12 protein-coding genes are annotated in these 15,796 nt (G+C 71.4%); 5 read left to right on the forward strand and 7 right to left on the reverse strand.

The genetic code is table 11. From position 1 onward, the window contains the following. The 3 genes from ptsP to leuS form a co-directional block, all read right to left on the reverse strand. Positions 1–1,510 (reverse strand): phosphoenolpyruvate--protein phosphotransferase (gene ptsP, locus SACAZDRAFT_RS13280; protein ID WP_005442491.1); only part of this gene is annotated, 1,510 nt, incomplete at its 3' end. Positions 1,511–1,521: 11 nt separating this feature from the next. Beyond that, entirely contained in the window at positions 1,522–2,427 is a 906-nt protein-coding gene (locus SACAZDRAFT_RS13285; RefSeq protein ID WP_037295748.1) for a ribokinase, read from the reverse strand. Between the two features lie 360 nt (positions 2,428–2,787). Next, entirely contained in the window at positions 2,788–5,631 is a 2,844-nt protein-coding gene (gene leuS, locus SACAZDRAFT_RS13290; RefSeq protein ID WP_005442495.1) for a leucine--tRNA ligase, read from the reverse strand. 257 nt (positions 5,632–5,888) lie between these two features. On the opposite strand from leuS, the gene SACAZDRAFT_RS13295 reads away from it, so the two are divergent. After that, complete coding sequence (locus SACAZDRAFT_RS13295; protein WP_040927760.1) at positions 5,889–6,293, forward strand: SdpI family protein; 405 nt, start codon at positions 5,889–5,891, stop codon at positions 6,291–6,293. A gap of 4 nt (positions 6,294–6,297) precedes the next feature. Here the strand turns inward: SACAZDRAFT_RS13295 and SACAZDRAFT_RS13300 are convergent, their stop codons facing one another. Genes SACAZDRAFT_RS13300 through SACAZDRAFT_RS13310 form a run of 3 tightly spaced genes read right to left on the reverse strand, consistent with a single transcriptional unit; the run spans position 6,298 to position 8,678 of the window. Beyond that, positions 6,298–7,554 carry an MFS transporter gene (locus SACAZDRAFT_RS13300; protein ID WP_005442500.1) on the reverse strand — a complete coding sequence of 419 codons (1,257 nt, stop codon included), beginning with the start codon at positions 7,552–7,554 and terminating at the stop codon, positions 6,298–6,300. Then, positions 7,551–8,048 carry a MarR family winged helix-turn-helix transcriptional regulator gene (locus tag SACAZDRAFT_RS13305; protein ID WP_005442502.1) on the reverse strand — a complete coding sequence of 166 codons (498 nt, stop codon included), beginning with the start codon at positions 8,046–8,048 and terminating at the stop codon, positions 7,551–7,553. Before SACAZDRAFT_RS13305 ends, SACAZDRAFT_RS13300 begins: the two co-directional genes overlap by 4 nt. 48 nt (positions 8,049–8,096) lie before the next feature. Next, positions 8,097–8,678, reverse strand: coding sequence for a YqgE/AlgH family protein (locus SACAZDRAFT_RS13310; RefSeq protein ID WP_005442504.1), 582 nt, complete (start codon positions 8,676–8,678; stop codon positions 8,097–8,099). Positions 8,679–8,756: 78 nt separating this feature from the next. Between SACAZDRAFT_RS13310 and SACAZDRAFT_RS13315 the strand changes: the two genes are divergently transcribed. Together SACAZDRAFT_RS13315 and SACAZDRAFT_RS13320 are read left to right on the forward strand one after the other, a co-directional pair. Then, on the forward strand, positions 8,757–9,029 hold the full coding sequence (locus SACAZDRAFT_RS13315) for a YbaB/EbfC family nucleoid-associated protein (RefSeq protein WP_005442506.1): 273 nt from the start codon (positions 8,757–8,759) through the stop codon (positions 9,027–9,029). 115 nt (positions 9,030–9,144) lie between these two features. After that, positions 9,145–11,076: a TNT domain-containing protein gene (locus SACAZDRAFT_RS13320; RefSeq protein ID WP_005442508.1), complete on the forward strand. Its 1,932-nt coding sequence runs from the start codon at positions 9,145–9,147 to the stop codon at positions 11,074–11,076. Positions 11,077–11,094: 18 nt separating this feature from the next. Here SACAZDRAFT_RS13320 and SACAZDRAFT_RS13325 read toward each other — a convergent pair whose 3' ends face one another. Beyond that, positions 11,095–12,624, reverse strand: coding sequence for a CCA tRNA nucleotidyltransferase (locus SACAZDRAFT_RS13325; RefSeq protein ID WP_005442509.1), 1,530 nt, complete (start codon positions 12,622–12,624; stop codon positions 11,095–11,097). An 83-nt stretch (positions 12,625–12,707) separates the two neighbouring features. Here SACAZDRAFT_RS13325 and SACAZDRAFT_RS13330 point away from each other — a divergent pair, with 83 nt between their 5' ends. Together SACAZDRAFT_RS13330 and SACAZDRAFT_RS13335 are read left to right on the forward strand one after the other, a co-directional pair. Next, entirely contained in the window at positions 12,708–13,223 is a 516-nt protein-coding gene (locus SACAZDRAFT_RS13330; protein WP_005442510.1) for an NUDIX hydrolase, read from the forward strand. Between the two features lie 30 nt (positions 13,224–13,253). After that, the gene (locus tag SACAZDRAFT_RS13335) at positions 13,254–15,407 is read left to right on the forward strand and encodes a DUF6049 family protein (RefSeq protein ID WP_005442511.1); all 2,154 of its coding nucleotides are present in this window, start codon (positions 13,254–13,256) and stop codon (positions 15,405–15,407) included. The last annotated feature ends 389 nt before the right edge of the window (positions 15,408–15,796 follow it).

A 15,796-nucleotide genomic window follows, 5' to 3' on the forward strand; every position in this document is an offset into this window, starting at 1 on the left:
CCGGGTTCATGGACAGGCTCGTGATCCCGACGCCCGCGAGCACGCGCGCGAGCAGCGGGTCGGCGGCGGCCTCACCACACACGCCCGCGGGCTTGCCCTTCTCCTTCGCGGCCTCGCCGACCAGCGCGATGAGACGCAGCAGTGCCGGTTGCCACGGATCGTTCAACGCCGCCACCGCGCCCAACTGCCGGTCGGCGGCGAACGTGTACTGCGCGAGGTCGTTCGTCCCGAGCGAGACGAAGTCGACGGCGTCGAACACCTCGCGCGCGGTCAACGCGGCCGACGGCACCTCGATCATCACACCGGCCCGGGACAGCCCTGCCGCCCGCACCCGGCCGGCGAACCAGGCGGCCTCCTCCGCGGTGGCCACCATCGGCGCCATCACGGAGACCTCCGCCCTCGATTCCTCCGCGGCACCCGCGATGGCGGTGAGCTGCCGGTCGAGCACGCCCGTGCGCTCGAAGGACACCCGTAGACCACGCACGCCGAGCGCCGGGTTGGGTTCGTCCTCCTGCGACAGGAACTCCAAAGGCTTGTCCGCACCGGCGTCGAGAGTGCGGACGATGACGGACTTGCCCGCGAACGGACCCAGCACCGCCGCGTAGGCGGCCTGCTGTTCGGCGACGGTGGGCTCGGCGCCCGCGTCGAGGTAGGAGAACTCCGTGCGGAACAGCCCGACGCCCTCGGCCCCGGCTTCCGCGGCCGTCAGCGCGTCGGCGGGTGCGCCGACGTTGGCGAGCACCGCCACCCGGTGGCCGTCGGACGTGGCGCCGACGCCGTTCCACTCGGCCGTACCGGACTCCGTCGCCGTCACCACGGGCGCGGAGGGGTCGACCGGACGCACCTCACCCGTGAGGCCGTCGACGGCCACGGCGTCCGCGTCCATCGTGAGCACACCCTTGGCCGCCACCACGGCGGGAATGCGCAACGACCGGGCGAGGATCGCGGTGTGGCTGGTAGGACCACCCTCCTCGGTGACGAGCGCGAGCACCTTGTCCGGATCCAGCGACGCGGTGTCGGCCGGAGCGAGGTCGCGGGCCACCAGCACGCTCGGCTGTTCGAGGGCGGGCACCCCGGGCGGCTCGATGCCGAGGAGCTCGGCGATGATGCGGTCGCGCACGTCGTGCATGTCGCGGACCCGTTCCGCCATGTAGCCGCCCGCGGACGCCAACGCGGTGGCGAAGTTGTTCGCCGCCTCGTACACGGCGCGTGCCGCCGGGATCCGCTGCGCCGTCACGAGCTGCTCCGCCTGGCTCACCAGCGCGGGATCGGCGGCCATCGCCGCCGTGGTGGTGAGGATCGCGGCGGCGTCACCGCTCGTCCGCTCCGCCGTCGCCTCCAGTCGTGCGGCCACGGCCTGCGCGGCGGGTGCGACGCGGGCCGCCTCCGCGTGGGGGTCGTCCGGTGCCGGCGTGCTCGCCGGCTCCTCGATCGACTCCGTGACCTTCACGACGGGGCCACTCGCACGGCCGGGACTTACCCCGACTCCGGAGAGCTGCGGTTCACGCATGCTGGATCACCCTAGTTCGGCAGTGTCAGTTCGGCAGGGGTGGGATAGGACGGTTGCGCGCCCCGGCGGGTGACCGAGAACGCGGCGACCCGCACGGCGCGTTCCACCGCGTCGGGAAGCGAGCTGTCCTGGGCGAGCGCGAAGGCCAACGCACCGGCGAAGGCGTCACCGGCTCCGGTCGTGTCGACGGCCTCGACGTGAGGAGAGGGCACCTCGCTCACTCGCCCGTCCTCGACGCACACGGCGCCCTGCGCGCCCGCGGTGACCACCGCGGACCGCGGTCCCAGTTCGAGAAGGGCGGGGAGCTCGGAGGTCCGGACCACCGACTCGGCCCCGTCCTTCGACCCGCCGAGCAGCCAGGCCGCCTCGTGCTGGTTGACGAGCAGGACGTCCACGGCGGCGAGTGTGGACTCGGGCAGGGTCACCACGGGCGAGAGGTTGAGGATCGTCCGGGTGCCCGCCTTCGCCGCCGTGGTGATCGCGTGTTCCACGGTGTCGAGCGGGATCTCCAGCGACGCGACCAGCACTTTCGCCTCGGATACGGCGGCGGGGACGTCCTCCGGGCGCAGAGCGCTGTTCGCTCCGGGCGACACGAGGATCGAGTTCTCGCCGTCGGGAGTCACCGTGATGAAGGCCAGCCCCGTGGGCCGCCGCACGACCCGCACGAGGTCGGTGCGCACACCGGACGTCGACAGCGAGTCGAGCAACAGCGAACCATGAGCGTCGTCGCCGACCGCGCCGAGTAGCGCCACCTCGGCCCCCAGCCGGGCCGCCGCGACCGCAGTGTTGGCACCCTTGCCTCCGGGCAGCACCTCGGTGTCCCCGCCGAGCACGGTCTCGCCTCCGGCCGGGCGACGGTCGGCGGCCACCACCAGATCGGCGTTGGCGGACCCGACCACGAGCACCTGTGCAGTCACACCAGCAAGGGTGCCACGGAAGCCGACCGGGCCGCCGACGATTCCGTCCGGGATCACGTCGTCGCCGTCCGGTACGAGACGACGGCTCGACACGGTGCGCTACCGAGTTTGTGCGGATGTGAAGTTCTTTGTAACTTTCACACCCGCCGGTACGACAGGTCGGCGGGAGCCCGCGAAGCTAACCCGTTAGGGTGAAGTTAGTGTCGGTGCGTCACAATACCGCCACGAGGAGTTCTTCACTGGCACCACCGCCTTCGTGCGGGGTGTGTCCGAACTCCCGCGAGGGAGAACGGGCATCGGGTCGCCGGCATCGGTCACGTAGCCCCCCGAGTGATCGGTGCCGGCGGCGCCCGGGCCCGCTCACTTCACCACGTTCACCAACCGCCCGGGCACCACGATGACCTTGCGCGGTTCGGCTCCGTCGAGCAGCGCCACGATCTTCTCGTCCGCCAGGGCGGCCTTCTTCACCGTGTCGTTGTCCGCGTCCGCCGCCACCGAGATCCGCGACCGGACCTTGCCGTTCACCTGGATCGGGTACTCGACGGTCTCGGCCACGAGGTACTTCTCGTCGGCGACCGGGAACGGCCCGTGCACCAGGGACTCGTCGTGACCGAGCCGCGTCCACAGCTCCTCGGCGATGTGCGGGCACAACGGAGCGAGCATCAACACCAGCGGCTCCGCCAGGCCACGCGGCGTCGCCTTCGCCGACCCGTAGGTCTTGGTGACGTAGTTGTTCAGCTCGATGAGCTTCGCCCCCGCCGTGTTGAACCGCAGGTCGGCGTAGTCCTCGCGGACCCCGGCGATCGCCCGGTTCAGCTGGCGCAGGTCCTCCTCGGACAGCTCGGTGTCGGACACCCGCACCTCGCCCGTGGACTCGTCCACGACGAGCCGCCACAGGCGCTGCAGGAACCGCTGTGCACCCACGACGTCCTTCGTGGCCCACGGCCTCGACACGTCGAGCGGGCCCATCGCCATCTCGTAGAAGCGGAAGGTGTCGGCGCCGTAGTTCTCGGCGATCTCGTCAGGAGTGACGACGTTCTTCAGGCTCTTGCCCATCTTGCCGTACTCCTGCTTCACCTCCTCGCCGTTGTGGAAGAACGTGCCGTCCTGCTCGACGACCTCGTCGGCCGGGACGTAGACGCCGCGCGAGTCGGTGTAGGCGTAGGCCTGGATGTAGCCCTGGTTGTAGAGCCTGCGGTACGGCTCCTCCGACGACACGTGCCCCAGGTCGTAGAGGACCTTGTGCCAGAACCGCGAGTACAGCAGGTGCAGCACGCCGTGCTCCACACCGCCGATGTACAGGTCCAGGCCGCCCGGGTCGTCGGGACCGTGCTCCTCGGGACGCGGTCCCATCCAGTAGCGCTCGTTCTCCGGGTCGACGAACCGCTCGTCGTTCTCCGGGTCGATGTAGCGGAGCTGGTACCAGCACGAGCCGGCCCACTGCGGCATCACGTTGGTGTCGCGGCGATAGGTCTTCGGGCCATCGCCCAGGTCGAGCGTCACCTCGACCCAGTCGGTGGCCTTGGCCAGCGGCGGCTCCGGCTCGGTGTCGGCGTCCTCGGGGTCGAACGTCTTCGGCGAGTAGTCGTCGACCTCGGGCAGCACGACCGGCAGCTGGTCCTCCGGCAGCGGGATCGGCGTGCCGTCTTCGTCGTAGACGATGGGGAACGGCTCGCCCCAGTAGCGCTGACGGGCGAACAGCCAGTCGCGCAGCTTGTACTGCACGGTGCCCTCGCCGTGGCCCTTCTCCTCCAGCCACGCGATGATCGTGTTCTTGGCGTCGTCGACGCCCATGCCGTTCAGGCTGATCTCGTCGTTGGCCGAGTTGATCGCGGGCCCGTCGCCGGTGAACGCCTCGCCGTCGAAGTCCTCGCTCGGCTGCACGGTGCGCACGATGTCGAGGCCGAACTTCGTGGCGAAGTCCCAGTCGCGCTGGTCCTGCGCGGGCACGGCCATGATCGCGCCGGTGCCGTAGCCCATCAGCACGTAGTCGGCGACGAACACCGGGATCCGCTGGCCGTTCACCGGGTTCACGGCGTACGCGCCGGTGAACACACCCGTCTTGTCCTTGCTCTCCTGCCGGTCGAGTTCGGACTTGCGCGACGTCTGGCGCCGGTACTCCGCCACCGCGTCCGACGGTGTCGCCGCTCCCCCGGTCCAGCGCTCGTCGACACCCTCGGGCCACGCGCCGGGCACCAGCTCGTCCACCAGCGGGTGCTCCGGCGCCAGCACCATGTACGTGGCACCGAACAGCGTGTCGGGACGCGTGGTGAACACCTCGATGGTGTGCTCACCCGAGCGGAACCGGACGTTCGCACCACGCGAGCGGCCGATCCAGTTCCGCTGCATCGTCTTGATCTTCTCGGGCCAGTCGAGCCGGTCGAGGTCGTCGATCAGCCGGTCGGCGTAGGCGGTGATGCGCATCATCCACTGGCGCAGGTTGCGGCGGAACACCGGGAAGTTGCCGCGCTCCGTGCGCCCGTCCGCGGTGACCTCCTCGTTGGCCACGACCGTGCCCAGCCCGGGAGCCCAGTTCACCGGCGCCTCGGACAGGTACACCAGCCGGTGCGAGTCGATGATCTCCCGCCGTTCCTTGCGCGACAGCTCGTTCCACGGCCGGCCGTCCGGCGTGGACCGCCTGCCCTCGGCGTAGGCCTTCTCCAGCTCGGAGATCGGCCTGGCCTTGTCCTGCTCGGTGTCGTAGTAGGAGTTGAAGATCTGCAGGAAGATCCACTGGGTCCACCGGTAGTACTCGACGTCGGTGGTCGCGATGCGGCGGCGCTCGTCGTGGCCGAGTCCCAGCCTGCGGATCTGCGCCAGGTACCGCTCGATGTTGGCCTCGGTGGTGGTGCGCGGGTGCGTTCCCGTCTGGACGGCGTACTGCTCGGCGGGCAGACCGAACGCGTCGAAGCCCATCGTGTGCAGCACGTTGCGCCCGGTCATGCGGTGATAGCGGGCGTAGACGTCGGTGCCGATGAAGCCCAGAGGATGACCGACGTGCAGTCCCGCGCCCGACGGGTAGGGGAACATGTCCTGCACGAAGAGCTTGTCCGACGGCACCGAGTTCTCCGCGAGAGCACCGACCGGGTTGGGCGCGTGGTACGTGCCGTGCTCGGTCCAGTAGTCCTGCCAGCGCTTCTCGATCTGCCCTGCCAGCTCCGCCGTGTAACGGTGGGTCGGCGTCGCTTCGGTGCCGTCCGTCATCGCGTTTCTCCTTCTGAACCCGCCTCCAGAAACAACACAACCCCCCAAGCCCGAGGGCGTGAGGGGTTCGCCGCGCCGACCCGATCCTGGGGTCAGCGCGGCTCGCTAAGGAGCGAGCGTGCCGTCTTCATCACCCTCATGATAACCGCCCGGCCTGCGTCCTCGTGCCGAAGGGCCTGCGTACGGCGGTGCCGCCGTGGGCAAGAGCACGCCCTCCGCGCCACGTCGTCGCGCGGCGGGTCGTTATCCTGGCAGGCGTGTTCGTGCTCGCGTTGATTCCCGCACTGCTCGGCGTCCTGGTCGGTTGGGGCGGCTTCCTCGGTTGGCGGGAGAAGCTCCCCCGCTCGCGTGGCGCGGGAGTGCGGACCGACGCCACGATGCGCAGTGACGAGGCGTTCCGCGTGGCCAACCGCGTGGCGGCCCTGCCGACGATGGCGGCGGGTGTGGTCGGCGTACTGGCCGGTGTCGCCGCTCTGGCGATGCCCGACACCCTCGGCACCGTCCTCGCGACGACGTTCGGGATCGTCGCCGTGTTCGTGCTCGTGGCCGGTGGCGGCGTCCTCGGACACCGGGCCGCGAGCGCCGTGCCCGCCCCCGTCGAGCCCGCGGGCTGCGGCGGTTGCGCGTGCAGCGGGGGAGGCGGCTGCGGCGTCCTGCGCTGACGACTCACCCCACCGGATCGGGTTCCTCCGCCGGTTCCTCGGTACGGAAGCGGCGTAAGGGCTTGTTGCCCGTCGCCACCACACCGAGTCCCACGAGACACAGCAACCCACCCGAGACCGCGGCGAACGCCGGTGTCGTGATCCCCGCGACCGCACCCGCCCGGAAGTTGCCGAGATCGGGCAGTCCCGCACCCACCACGAACTCCACTCCGCTCACCCGGCCGCGATGCGAGTCCGGTGTCGCGAGCTGCACGAGCGCGCCGCGCGTGACCACGGAGACCGTGTCGGCCGCACCGGCCACCGCGAGGCACGCGAGCGCGAGCCACAACGGCGTCGCGAAGCCGAAGCCCACCAGCGCCACGCCCCACACGGCCGCCGCGACGAGTTGCACGATTCCGAGTCGGCGCAGCCGCGTGAACGACCCGGACAGGAAACCGGCCGTCAGGCCCCCCACGGCGATGGCCGACAGGAAGAACCCGAGCGTCCGAGGATCGCCGCCGAAGCGTTCGTCGTTGAGCGCGGGGAACAACGCGATCGGCATGGCGAGCACGGTGGCGCACACGTCGGTGAGGAACGCGCCCGCGACCACGGGCGTCCGGGCGGCGAAGGTGAGGCCCTGCACCACCGTCGCGGGCCGCACGCGCGTCGTCCCTCCGGAGGGGCGCATCGCGGGCAGGCGCAGGACGCCGTACGCGGCGATCACGAGGCTCGTGGCGTCGGCCGCGTAGCAGGCACCGGACCCCCACGCCCCGGTGACGAGTCCGCCCAGTGCGGGCCCGACGAGCATCGCCGCCTGGAAGCTCAGGTTCGACAGCGCCAGCCCCGCGCCGACCTGCCGCTCCGGCAACAGCGTGACGACGAACGTCCGCCGGGCCGGCGCCCCCAGCGCGGCACAGGCGGACTGCAGACCCACCAGAGCCAGAAGCAAGGAGAACGAACCGAGCTGCGCAAACGCTTGCGCGGCGAGCCCCGCGGCGCCGAGGACCTGCCCCGCGGTGGTCGCGAGCACGAGTCTGCGCCGGTCGAGCGCGTCGGCGAGCACCCCGCCGACGAGACCGCCCACCACCATCGGCAGCGCCTGGGCCAGCCCGACGGCCCCCACCGCCACGGGGTCGCCGGTCAGGTCCCACGACTGCGCCAGCACCGCCACGACGGCGAGCTGGAAACCGAACGACGAGAAGGACGTACTCACCCAGAGCCGGCGGAACGCGGGACTCGTCCGCAACGGCCGGACGTCGAGGACCCGATCCAGCACGCTCACGACGGACGCTGTTCGATCCGGGCGAGCCGCTCGGCGACCCGATCGCGGAACGAGCGTGCGCGCAGCGCCCGCTCCATGTCGCTCACCGCCCGGGCCAGCGAGTACGGCAGTTCCGCGTCCAGTTCGGCGATCGCCTCCTCGGTGGCCCGCCACTCGGCCTCCAGGAACGGCAGCAGTTCCCGGGCGGCGTCGGTGAGCTCGACGACCTTCGTCCGCGCGTCGGAGCCCGGCCGCGTGTCGACCAGGCCCTCGCGGCGCAACACGGCGACGGTCTGACTCATCGCGGAGTGCGTGACGTCGACGGCGGAGGCGAGCTCCCGGATCGTCATCGGCCCTCGCCTGCCGAGCCGGATCAGCGGCATGGTGTGGCGAGGTCGGACGGTGACCCCGCGTTCGGCGTAGAGCCGCGCGAGCTCCGTCTCCATGGCCTCCTGGAGCCGCCGCAGCGGCCGCCAGTAGCCCTCGTCGGCGGTGGGGTCGCTCTCCAACGTCACGACAGCACTGTAACAGTACTTACATAAGCGCTGTTACAACTCGTCGTCTCAGTTGCGCTGCAGGTCACCCGGGTGCGTGGCGAGCAGCGCGGTCGGCAACCCCTGCCTCCGCAGCACGTGACCCCACAGATCGCGCATCGGCGTCGCCAGTACGTCCCCCGGCAACGCGGGCACGATCAACCAGTCACCCCGATCGATCTCCCCGGCGAGCTGCCCCGGGTCCCATCCCGCGTACCCGGCGAAGACCCGCAGGCCACGCACCTTCGCCGCCAGCAGATCGGGGTCGGAATCCAGATCCACGAGAGCCACCGGACCGCGCACCGCGATCACCCCGGGCACCGTCGCGGCCGTCTCCCCCGTGCGCAACGCCGCGAGACACAGCGCCGTCTTCTTCTCCACCGGCCCGCCCACGAACACCGAAGCCGGTTCGGCGACGTGATCGCCCCAGTGCGGCAGCACCTCGTGCACCGCGACCTCGCTCGGCCGATTCAGGACGACTCCGAGCGTGCCCTCGTCCCGATGGTCGATCACGAACACCACCGTGCGACGGAAGTTCGGATCGGACAGCGTGGGGGCAGCGACCAACAGTGTCCCCGGTTCCACCTCGGCGTCTGCGCTCACGCTCCCCATGATCCCACCCGGCGTCACGTCCGACGGCGCGGTATCGGCGCCGCGCCCAGTTCGGCGAACGCGTTAGGCTCCTCGCTCGTGACCACGGCTGGCAACACGGCACCGATCACCGTCACCTCGGCCGACGGCCTCGTGAGCGCCACTCTCGGCCCGCACGGCGAGCTCACCGATCTCGAATTCGCCCCCGACGCGTTCGACCGGACCGACCCCGCGCGGCTCGCCGACACCGTCCTCGACGTCGTCCGTCAGGCCGGGCAGGGCAGGCAGGCGCTGCTCGACCCGCCGACGCGACAACTGGCGCCGGTACGACCTCCGAGACCGACGCCCAGGAGAGCCCGCCGCGCCCGATAAGTTGAGGGCCGGCTCACTCGTTGCTCACATCCGCGGCGCCCTGCCACACCGCCACCCCCACGCACGGTAAAACACGTGTGAAGTCACGGGGGACACACTGACCTAGGGGGAAACCGTGCGTTACCGAGTCGAGGTGGCCGACCGACCCGATGCGTTGTACGCGCTGTGGGACGGTCGGCTCTTCCGCGCCAACCGCTCCACCGCCGACAACACCGTGTTGCTCGTCGTCCTCGAGGGCGAGGAGGCGCCGGAGGGCTTCGACGCCACGTCCGAGGGCAGGCCCGCGAAGGTGGTCCCGGCCCACGAGGCTCCGGCGACGTTCGCCCTGCACACCTACTGCCTCTACGACGACGAGCCCTACCGCGTCGAGCCGCGCTCGACCGATGCCGAACTGACCCTGCGCTGGGACGGCACGGACGAGGCCGTGGCCCGCGAGCTCGGGCTGGCGGGGTTCAGCACGACCACCGACGATCCCGACGCGCTGACGGCCCTGTGGCAGGAGCGGCACGACTTCGCCGAGGAGGGCGAGCCCCGCAGCGAACCCGGCAGCGGCGATGCCGACCTGCTGTTGCGTGCCGTGGGGCAGACGCTGCGGTCGTTCCTTCCCGCGGGCTGGCAACGCGTCGCGGCGCAGTTCCGGCAGCTCGGCGACTTCTCCGAACTCGAGGTCAGGGCCGTGGCCGACGACGTGGTGGTGTCGCTGTCGGCACCGCCCGCGCTGGGGCAGCTGTTCTCGCAGCTGCGTTCGGCGATGTACACGCCGGACGCGGGCACGTGGTTCCAGGGCACCTACACGCTCGACTCGGCCGGGAACTTCGACTTCGACCACGATTCCGTCAACGAACCGGCCTGGCGCCTCGGCCCGGACGAGCGCAGGACGGCCGCGAGCTACGACGTCGAGCTGCGGTACTACCCGAGGAAGTCCGCGCCGGACTGGCTCGCCGCGAAAGCGGGACTGCCGCTGGACGTGCGCTTCCGGCACGCGAGGGTCGTCGACAGCCACGCGCCGGGGGAGAAGCCGGTGGTCAACCGGACGCCCGTCCCGCAGGAGCAGGTGCGCGACATCCTGAACTACCTGTACCGCGCACCGGTGGTGCACACCAAGCCGGGACCGCTGCCCGACATCTTCGTGCCGGGCCCGCCCAACGTGCCCGACGCCTACCACACCGACGGCACGTGGCTCTGGCCCGCGGCCGTACCGCACTACCTGCGCAAGTACGGCGTGCCGCCGGAGCCGGAACTGCTCGACCACATCCGGGCCGCCGGGTTCGCCGTGCCGTACGTGGAGCCGCACGTCCGGGCCACGGCGGAGGCGGACGTCCTCGGTGCTCCCCGCCCGCCGCGGTCGGCGCGCGAGGTGAGCCGCCCCGACCCGGTGAGGGCGGTGGCCCGCGGGGAGGAGCCACACCGGCCCCTGCGGGCCTCGGAGGTGTTGCGCCTGACGCGCGAGCGCCTGGCCGAGCTCGGGGTGGCCGAGACCGCCTACCGCATCGGCGACGCCGTCGACGGCGCGTGGTGTCTGCGCCGCACCGCCCAGGGATGGGAGGTCGCCCGCCACGCCGACGGCCGGCCGGTCGAGCCGCGCTACTTCCGCGAGGTCCAGGTCGCGGCCGAAGCGCTGGTGGGGGCACTGCTGCTGTTTCCCGGCCGGGCGCATCCCGGTGAGGCGGCCAGTCCCGCCGACGGCGGAGCACCGGACGCGGCGTCGCAGGTCACGGACTGGCCCATCCTGCCGCTGCGGGGCGAACCGCCGCTCACCTTCTTCGAGCGCAAGCGTTTGCTCACCCTTCCGGCCGGCACCCTGGTCGAGCGCTACGGCAACGACTCGGGCAACCTCGTGCACCCGCAGGACACCCCGTTCGCCGAGACCGCCCTGACGTTGGACCGCGAGTTCACCCGACGGCGATACCGCGTCGTGCGGCCGATCGGCGTGCTCGCCGGAGTGCTGCGCCCGTGGGGTCCGCTGCCCGGCGGCGGTGTGGGCTACCTGCTGCCCCGCGCGCTCGCCCAGCACGTCGAGAGCGGAGCCCTCGAACCGCTGGGGTAGTCGCGGCCCGGGCCGGGCCTACTCGCCGGAGGGGTCGGCGGGCCGGTCGGTCGTGTCCGGCACGTCGATCCCCTGCTCGGCGGCCCACCGGCGCAACTCGGCCACGGCCTCGTCGTGGTCGAGGGGCCCGCGGTCCAGCCGCAGCTCCTTGAGGTGCTTCCACGCCTGGCCCACGAGCGGCCCGGGCTTCAGGCCCAGGATGCGCATGATCTCGTTGCCGTCGAGGTCCGGGCGGACCCGCGCGAGGTCCTCCTCCTCGGCGATGCGGGCGATCCGGGCCTCGAGGTCGTCGTACGAGCGCTGCAGCGCCGCGGCCTTGCGCTTGTTGCGCGTGGTGCAGTCGGCCCGCACCAGCTTGTGCAGCTTCGGCAGCAGCTCCCCGGCGTCGGTGACGTACCGGCGCACCGCGGAGTCGGTCCACTCGCCCTTGCCGTAGCCGTGGAACCGCAGGTGGAGGAACACGAGCTGCGAGACGTCGTTGACGACGTCCTTGGGGTAGCGCAACGCCCGCAAACGCTTGCGCACCATCTTGGCCCCGACGACCTCGTGGTGGTGGAAGCTCACCCCGCCACCGGGCTCGAAGCGCCGGGTGGCGGGCTTGCCGATGTCGTGCAGCAATGCCGCGAGCCGCAGCACCAGGTCCGGTTCGAGCCGCGGCTCGTGGTTGGTCTCCAGGTCGATCGCCTGCTCCAGCACGGTCAGCGAGTGCTGGTAGACGTCCTTGTGCTGGTGGTGCTCGTCGATGGCCAGGCGCATCCCGGGCACCTCCGGCAGCACGTACTCGGCCAGCCCCGTGTCCACCATGAGCTCGATGCCCTTGCGCGGGTGTGGGCCGACGATGAGCTTCGACAGCTCCGTCTGCACGCGCTCCGGGGTGATGCGCCGCAGCTCACCCGCCATGTCGGTCATCGCCTTCACGACTCGCGGCGCGGGTTCGAAACCGAGCTGCGAGACGAACCGGGCGGCCCGCAGCATCCGCAACGGATCGTCGGCGAACGACTCCTCGGGCGTCGCCGGAGTGTCGAGCGCCCGCCGCGCGAGCGCCTCCAGCCCGTCGTGCGGGTCGACGAACGTCTTCGTGGAGACCTCGACGGCCATGGCGTTGACCGTGAAGTCCCTGCGCACGAGGTCGCCCTCGATGTCGTCGCCGAACGCGACCTCCGGATTGCGTCCGACGCGGTCGTAGGTGTCGGCGCGGAACGTGGTGATCTCGCACGTGGTGCCGTGTTTGGCCGCCCCCACCGTGCCGAACTCGATACCGGTGTCCCAGACGGCGTCCGCCCAGCCGGAGACGATGCGCTGGATCTGCTCGGGGCGCGCGTCGGTGGTGAAGTCGAGGTCTGTGGAGAGCCGGCCCAGCAGCGCGTCCCGCACGCTCCCGCCCACGAGGTACAGGCGGTGACCGGCGTCCGCGAACCGGGTGGCGAGCTCGTCGGCGATGGGGGAGACACGGAGGAGTTCGGCGACGGCGTTGCGCTTCGCCTCGGTCAGACGCCGTGCGGCACTCGCCTCGCTGTTCCGCTCGTTCACCGTGGTCTGACTGCCCAAGGGTTCCCCTTACTACACGGCCGGATCGACATGGACACGCCAAGCCAGGGTATGCGACGTGCTGTTTGCTCTAGCATCGCAGCATGCCTGGATCGGCTGGTCGCTCTGGCGGCCCGAACCCGGGACGCCGGTCCCGGCGCCGTCGCAGGACTCGGCTGACCACGGTGAACGAAACGTCCGCCGGGGGCCTCGTCGTGGACCCGCAGCGGCGTCACGCGGTGCTGATCGGCCGGTTGGACCGGCACGGCAGACTGCTGTGGTCCCTACCCAAGGGACACATCGAGGACGGCGAGACCACGGAGCAGACCGCAGTGCGTGAGGTGAAGGAGGAAACCGGCATTTCCGCTCACGTACTGCGCGAGCTCGGCACCATCGACTACTGGTTCGTCGCCGAACGACGTCGGGTTCACAAGACCGTCCACCATTTCCTGCTCGAAGCCGACGGCGGGGAGCTCTCCGACGAGGACGTGGAAGTGACCGAGGTCGCGTGGGTTCCGCTGGACGAACTCGAGTCCAGACTCGCCTACTCGGACGAGCGGAAGCTGGTGCGCCGAGCGCGCGAGCTCTTCGAGAAGGACGCACGAACTGATGGGGACTGATGGGCTGATGTGCGACGGGAAGTGCAAGCCGTGAGGAAGCTCGCCGCGTTCGGTCTGGCGCTGGTCTTCCTCGCCGGTCAGGCGTTGTTCGCCACACCGGCGACACCGGGTTCCTCGGGGTGGGCAGGGCTGTCCGGATTGCCCACGGCCGCGGCCGCACCCGAGTCCGACGACGTTCTGCGGGTGCGAGTCGACGAGTTGACCCCCCGCCTGGTGGACACGGGCACCACCGAGGTCACCGTCGTCGCGACCGTGACCAACGTCGGCAAGCGGCCGGTGTCGGACATCGTGGGCCGCATCCAGGCAGGTCAGCGGCAGCCCACGGCGGCGGCGCTCGCGCAGACCCTCGCCGAACCCCCGGCCTCCGAGTCGGGCTGGTCGCCGTGGGTGGGCGTGCCGGGGCGGCTCGCCCCGGGGGAGAAGGCCCGCCTCCGCATCTCCGCGCCGCCCGCGGCGCTCGGGTTGACCGAGCCGGGCGTGTACCCGCTGTTGCTCAACGTCAACGGCACACCGTCCTCCGGGGCCCCGGCCCGCCTCGCGGCCGTGAACCTTCTGATGCCTGTGCTCGGCGACGCCAAGGGCGGGACGTCCACACCTCTCTCGATGCTGTGGCCCATCGCGGCCCGGGAACCGAAGGTGGTCTCCGCCCCGTACGACGGGCAGATCGTGCTCGCCGACGACAGCCTCGCCGGCGAACTCGCCCCGGGTGGACGCCTCCACTCCCTGGTGGCCGCCGCCGAGAGCCGGCGCGGCCACGCCGCCCTCTTCGGCTCGCTCTGCTACGCCGTCGACCCCGACCTGCTGGAGACCGTCACCGCGATGGGGCGGGGCTACCAGGTCCGAACCGCGTCGGGCACCGTCGAGGGCACGGGCAGTGAGAGCGCACGCCAGTGGCTCGACCAGCTGCGCACCCTGGTGCAGGGTCAGTGCGTCATCGAGACGCCGTACGCGGGCGCGGACCTCGCGACGCTCGCGACGGTCGAGTCCGACGTGGACCTGGTCGGCGAGGCGGTGACCAACGGAGCCACGTTCCTCGACGTCCTCAACCTCGGCCCGATGCCCGGCGTGGTGTGGTCGGGCGGCCGTCTGACGCCCTCGGCGCTCAGCGCCGCCGCCGACGCCGGTGCGACCACCGTCATCACCGGTCCGGGCCACACGAGCACCGACGGTGCCTCCGACACCTCCGCGGGTGACTCCGGCGTCGACGTCGTCACCTACGACACCCTCGTGGCGGCCGGGTTCGGTCACGCGACCTCGCGCGGCGGCGGAAGCGGGCAGCCGCGGGTCGCCACGCAGAACGCGGTCGCGGCCGTCGCCCTGCGCGGCGGACTGTCCGACGAGGCGGGCGGTGGACCGGTCCTGATGGCCCCACCGCACAACTGGAACGTGACCGGCGACGACCTCACCGCGATGCTCGACTCGCTGGCCGAGCTGCACGGCAGGCAGCTGGTGCACCCGGTGCCGGTACCCGAGATGCTCGAGACGGGCACCGGCGGCGCGACGCAGAGCGACACCGTCGCGGGCCGGGCCGCCGACACGTCGGCGCGCCCGCTGCCGGACGACCTGGTCTCCACCCTGTCTGACATCGAGTCGACGCTCGCCGACTTCCAGGCCGCCATGTCGGTCGACCCCACCCGGCAGGTCGAACCGGTGAACCTCGTCCGGCCGCTGCACAACGCCGTGATCCGAGCCACCTCGGCGTCGTGGCGCGACACCCGCGCCCAGCGCAAGGCCACCGAAGCCGCCGTCGGGCAGGTACGCCAGCTCACCGGCCGCGTCAGCGTCACCACGCCGTCGCAGCCGGTGTCGCTCGCGTCGGGGTCCAGTCCGCTGCCGGTGACGTTGAGCAACGACCTGCCGGTGGCGGTCACCGTGCGCATCAAACTCACCAACAGCCCGGGACTGCGGCCGTCCAGGATCGAGGACACTCCGCTGGCCGCCAACAGCCGCGTGAGCCGGTTCATCCCCGCCGAGACCCTGCGCTCGGGCCGGTTCATGGTGAACGTGTCACTGACCACGCCCACCGGGACCACGCTGGGTCACGCCGCCCGCATGGAGCTCATGTCGACCGAGTTCGGCGTCGTCACGGTCGTGCTCACCGCCACGGCGGGCGCGGCCCTGGTCTTCCTGTCCGGCCGGCAGATATACCGTCGAGTGAAGACCCGGGGGGAGGAACACGGCTGAGGTTCAGCCGTGAATCCGTCTACCCTGAATCGACGAAGCGGACCATCGACGGATAGGGCACGTGTTGGACGAACAGTCGGGCAACCCGCCCGAGCGTGGGGGCGGGCCCGCGCGTTCGGAGCGCGTGCCTCCTCGACGGCCGGGAGCCATGCCGCAACCGCACCCGAACGGGCCCGTTCCGAACGGCCCCGTCGGAAACGGACCGCCACCGAACGGTCCGCACCAGAACGGGCCGCAGGGCGGGCCGTCGAGCGGACCGGCGAGCGGACCTCTGCCTCGGTACCAACCACCGGGTGACACGCCACCGCCGCCCGGGCGGCGTCCCGCGCCACCCCCATCACCACCACAGGGTGCACCACCGCAAGGCGGTTCGCCCCGGACCCGGCACC

The organism is Saccharomonospora azurea NA-128 (genome assembly GCF_000231055.2).
Taxonomy (GTDB): Bacteria; Actinomycetota; Actinomycetes; order Mycobacteriales; family Pseudonocardiaceae; genus Saccharomonospora; species Saccharomonospora azurea.

What these genes read in the sequence shown, in the direction of transcription:
- SACAZDRAFT_RS13330 (WP_005442510.1), top strand. Translation starts at nt 12,708, where the DNA reads ATGCCTGGATCGGCTGGTCGCTCTGGCGGCCCGAACCCGGGACGCCGG.
- leuS (WP_005442495.1), bottom strand. Translation starts at nt 5,631, where the DNA reads ATGACGGACGGCACCGAAGCGACGCCGACCCACCGTTACACGGCGGAG.
- SACAZDRAFT_RS13310 (WP_005442504.1), bottom strand. Translation starts at nt 8,678, where the DNA reads ATGGGGAGCGTGAGCGCAGACGCCGAGGTGGAACCGGGGACACTGTTG.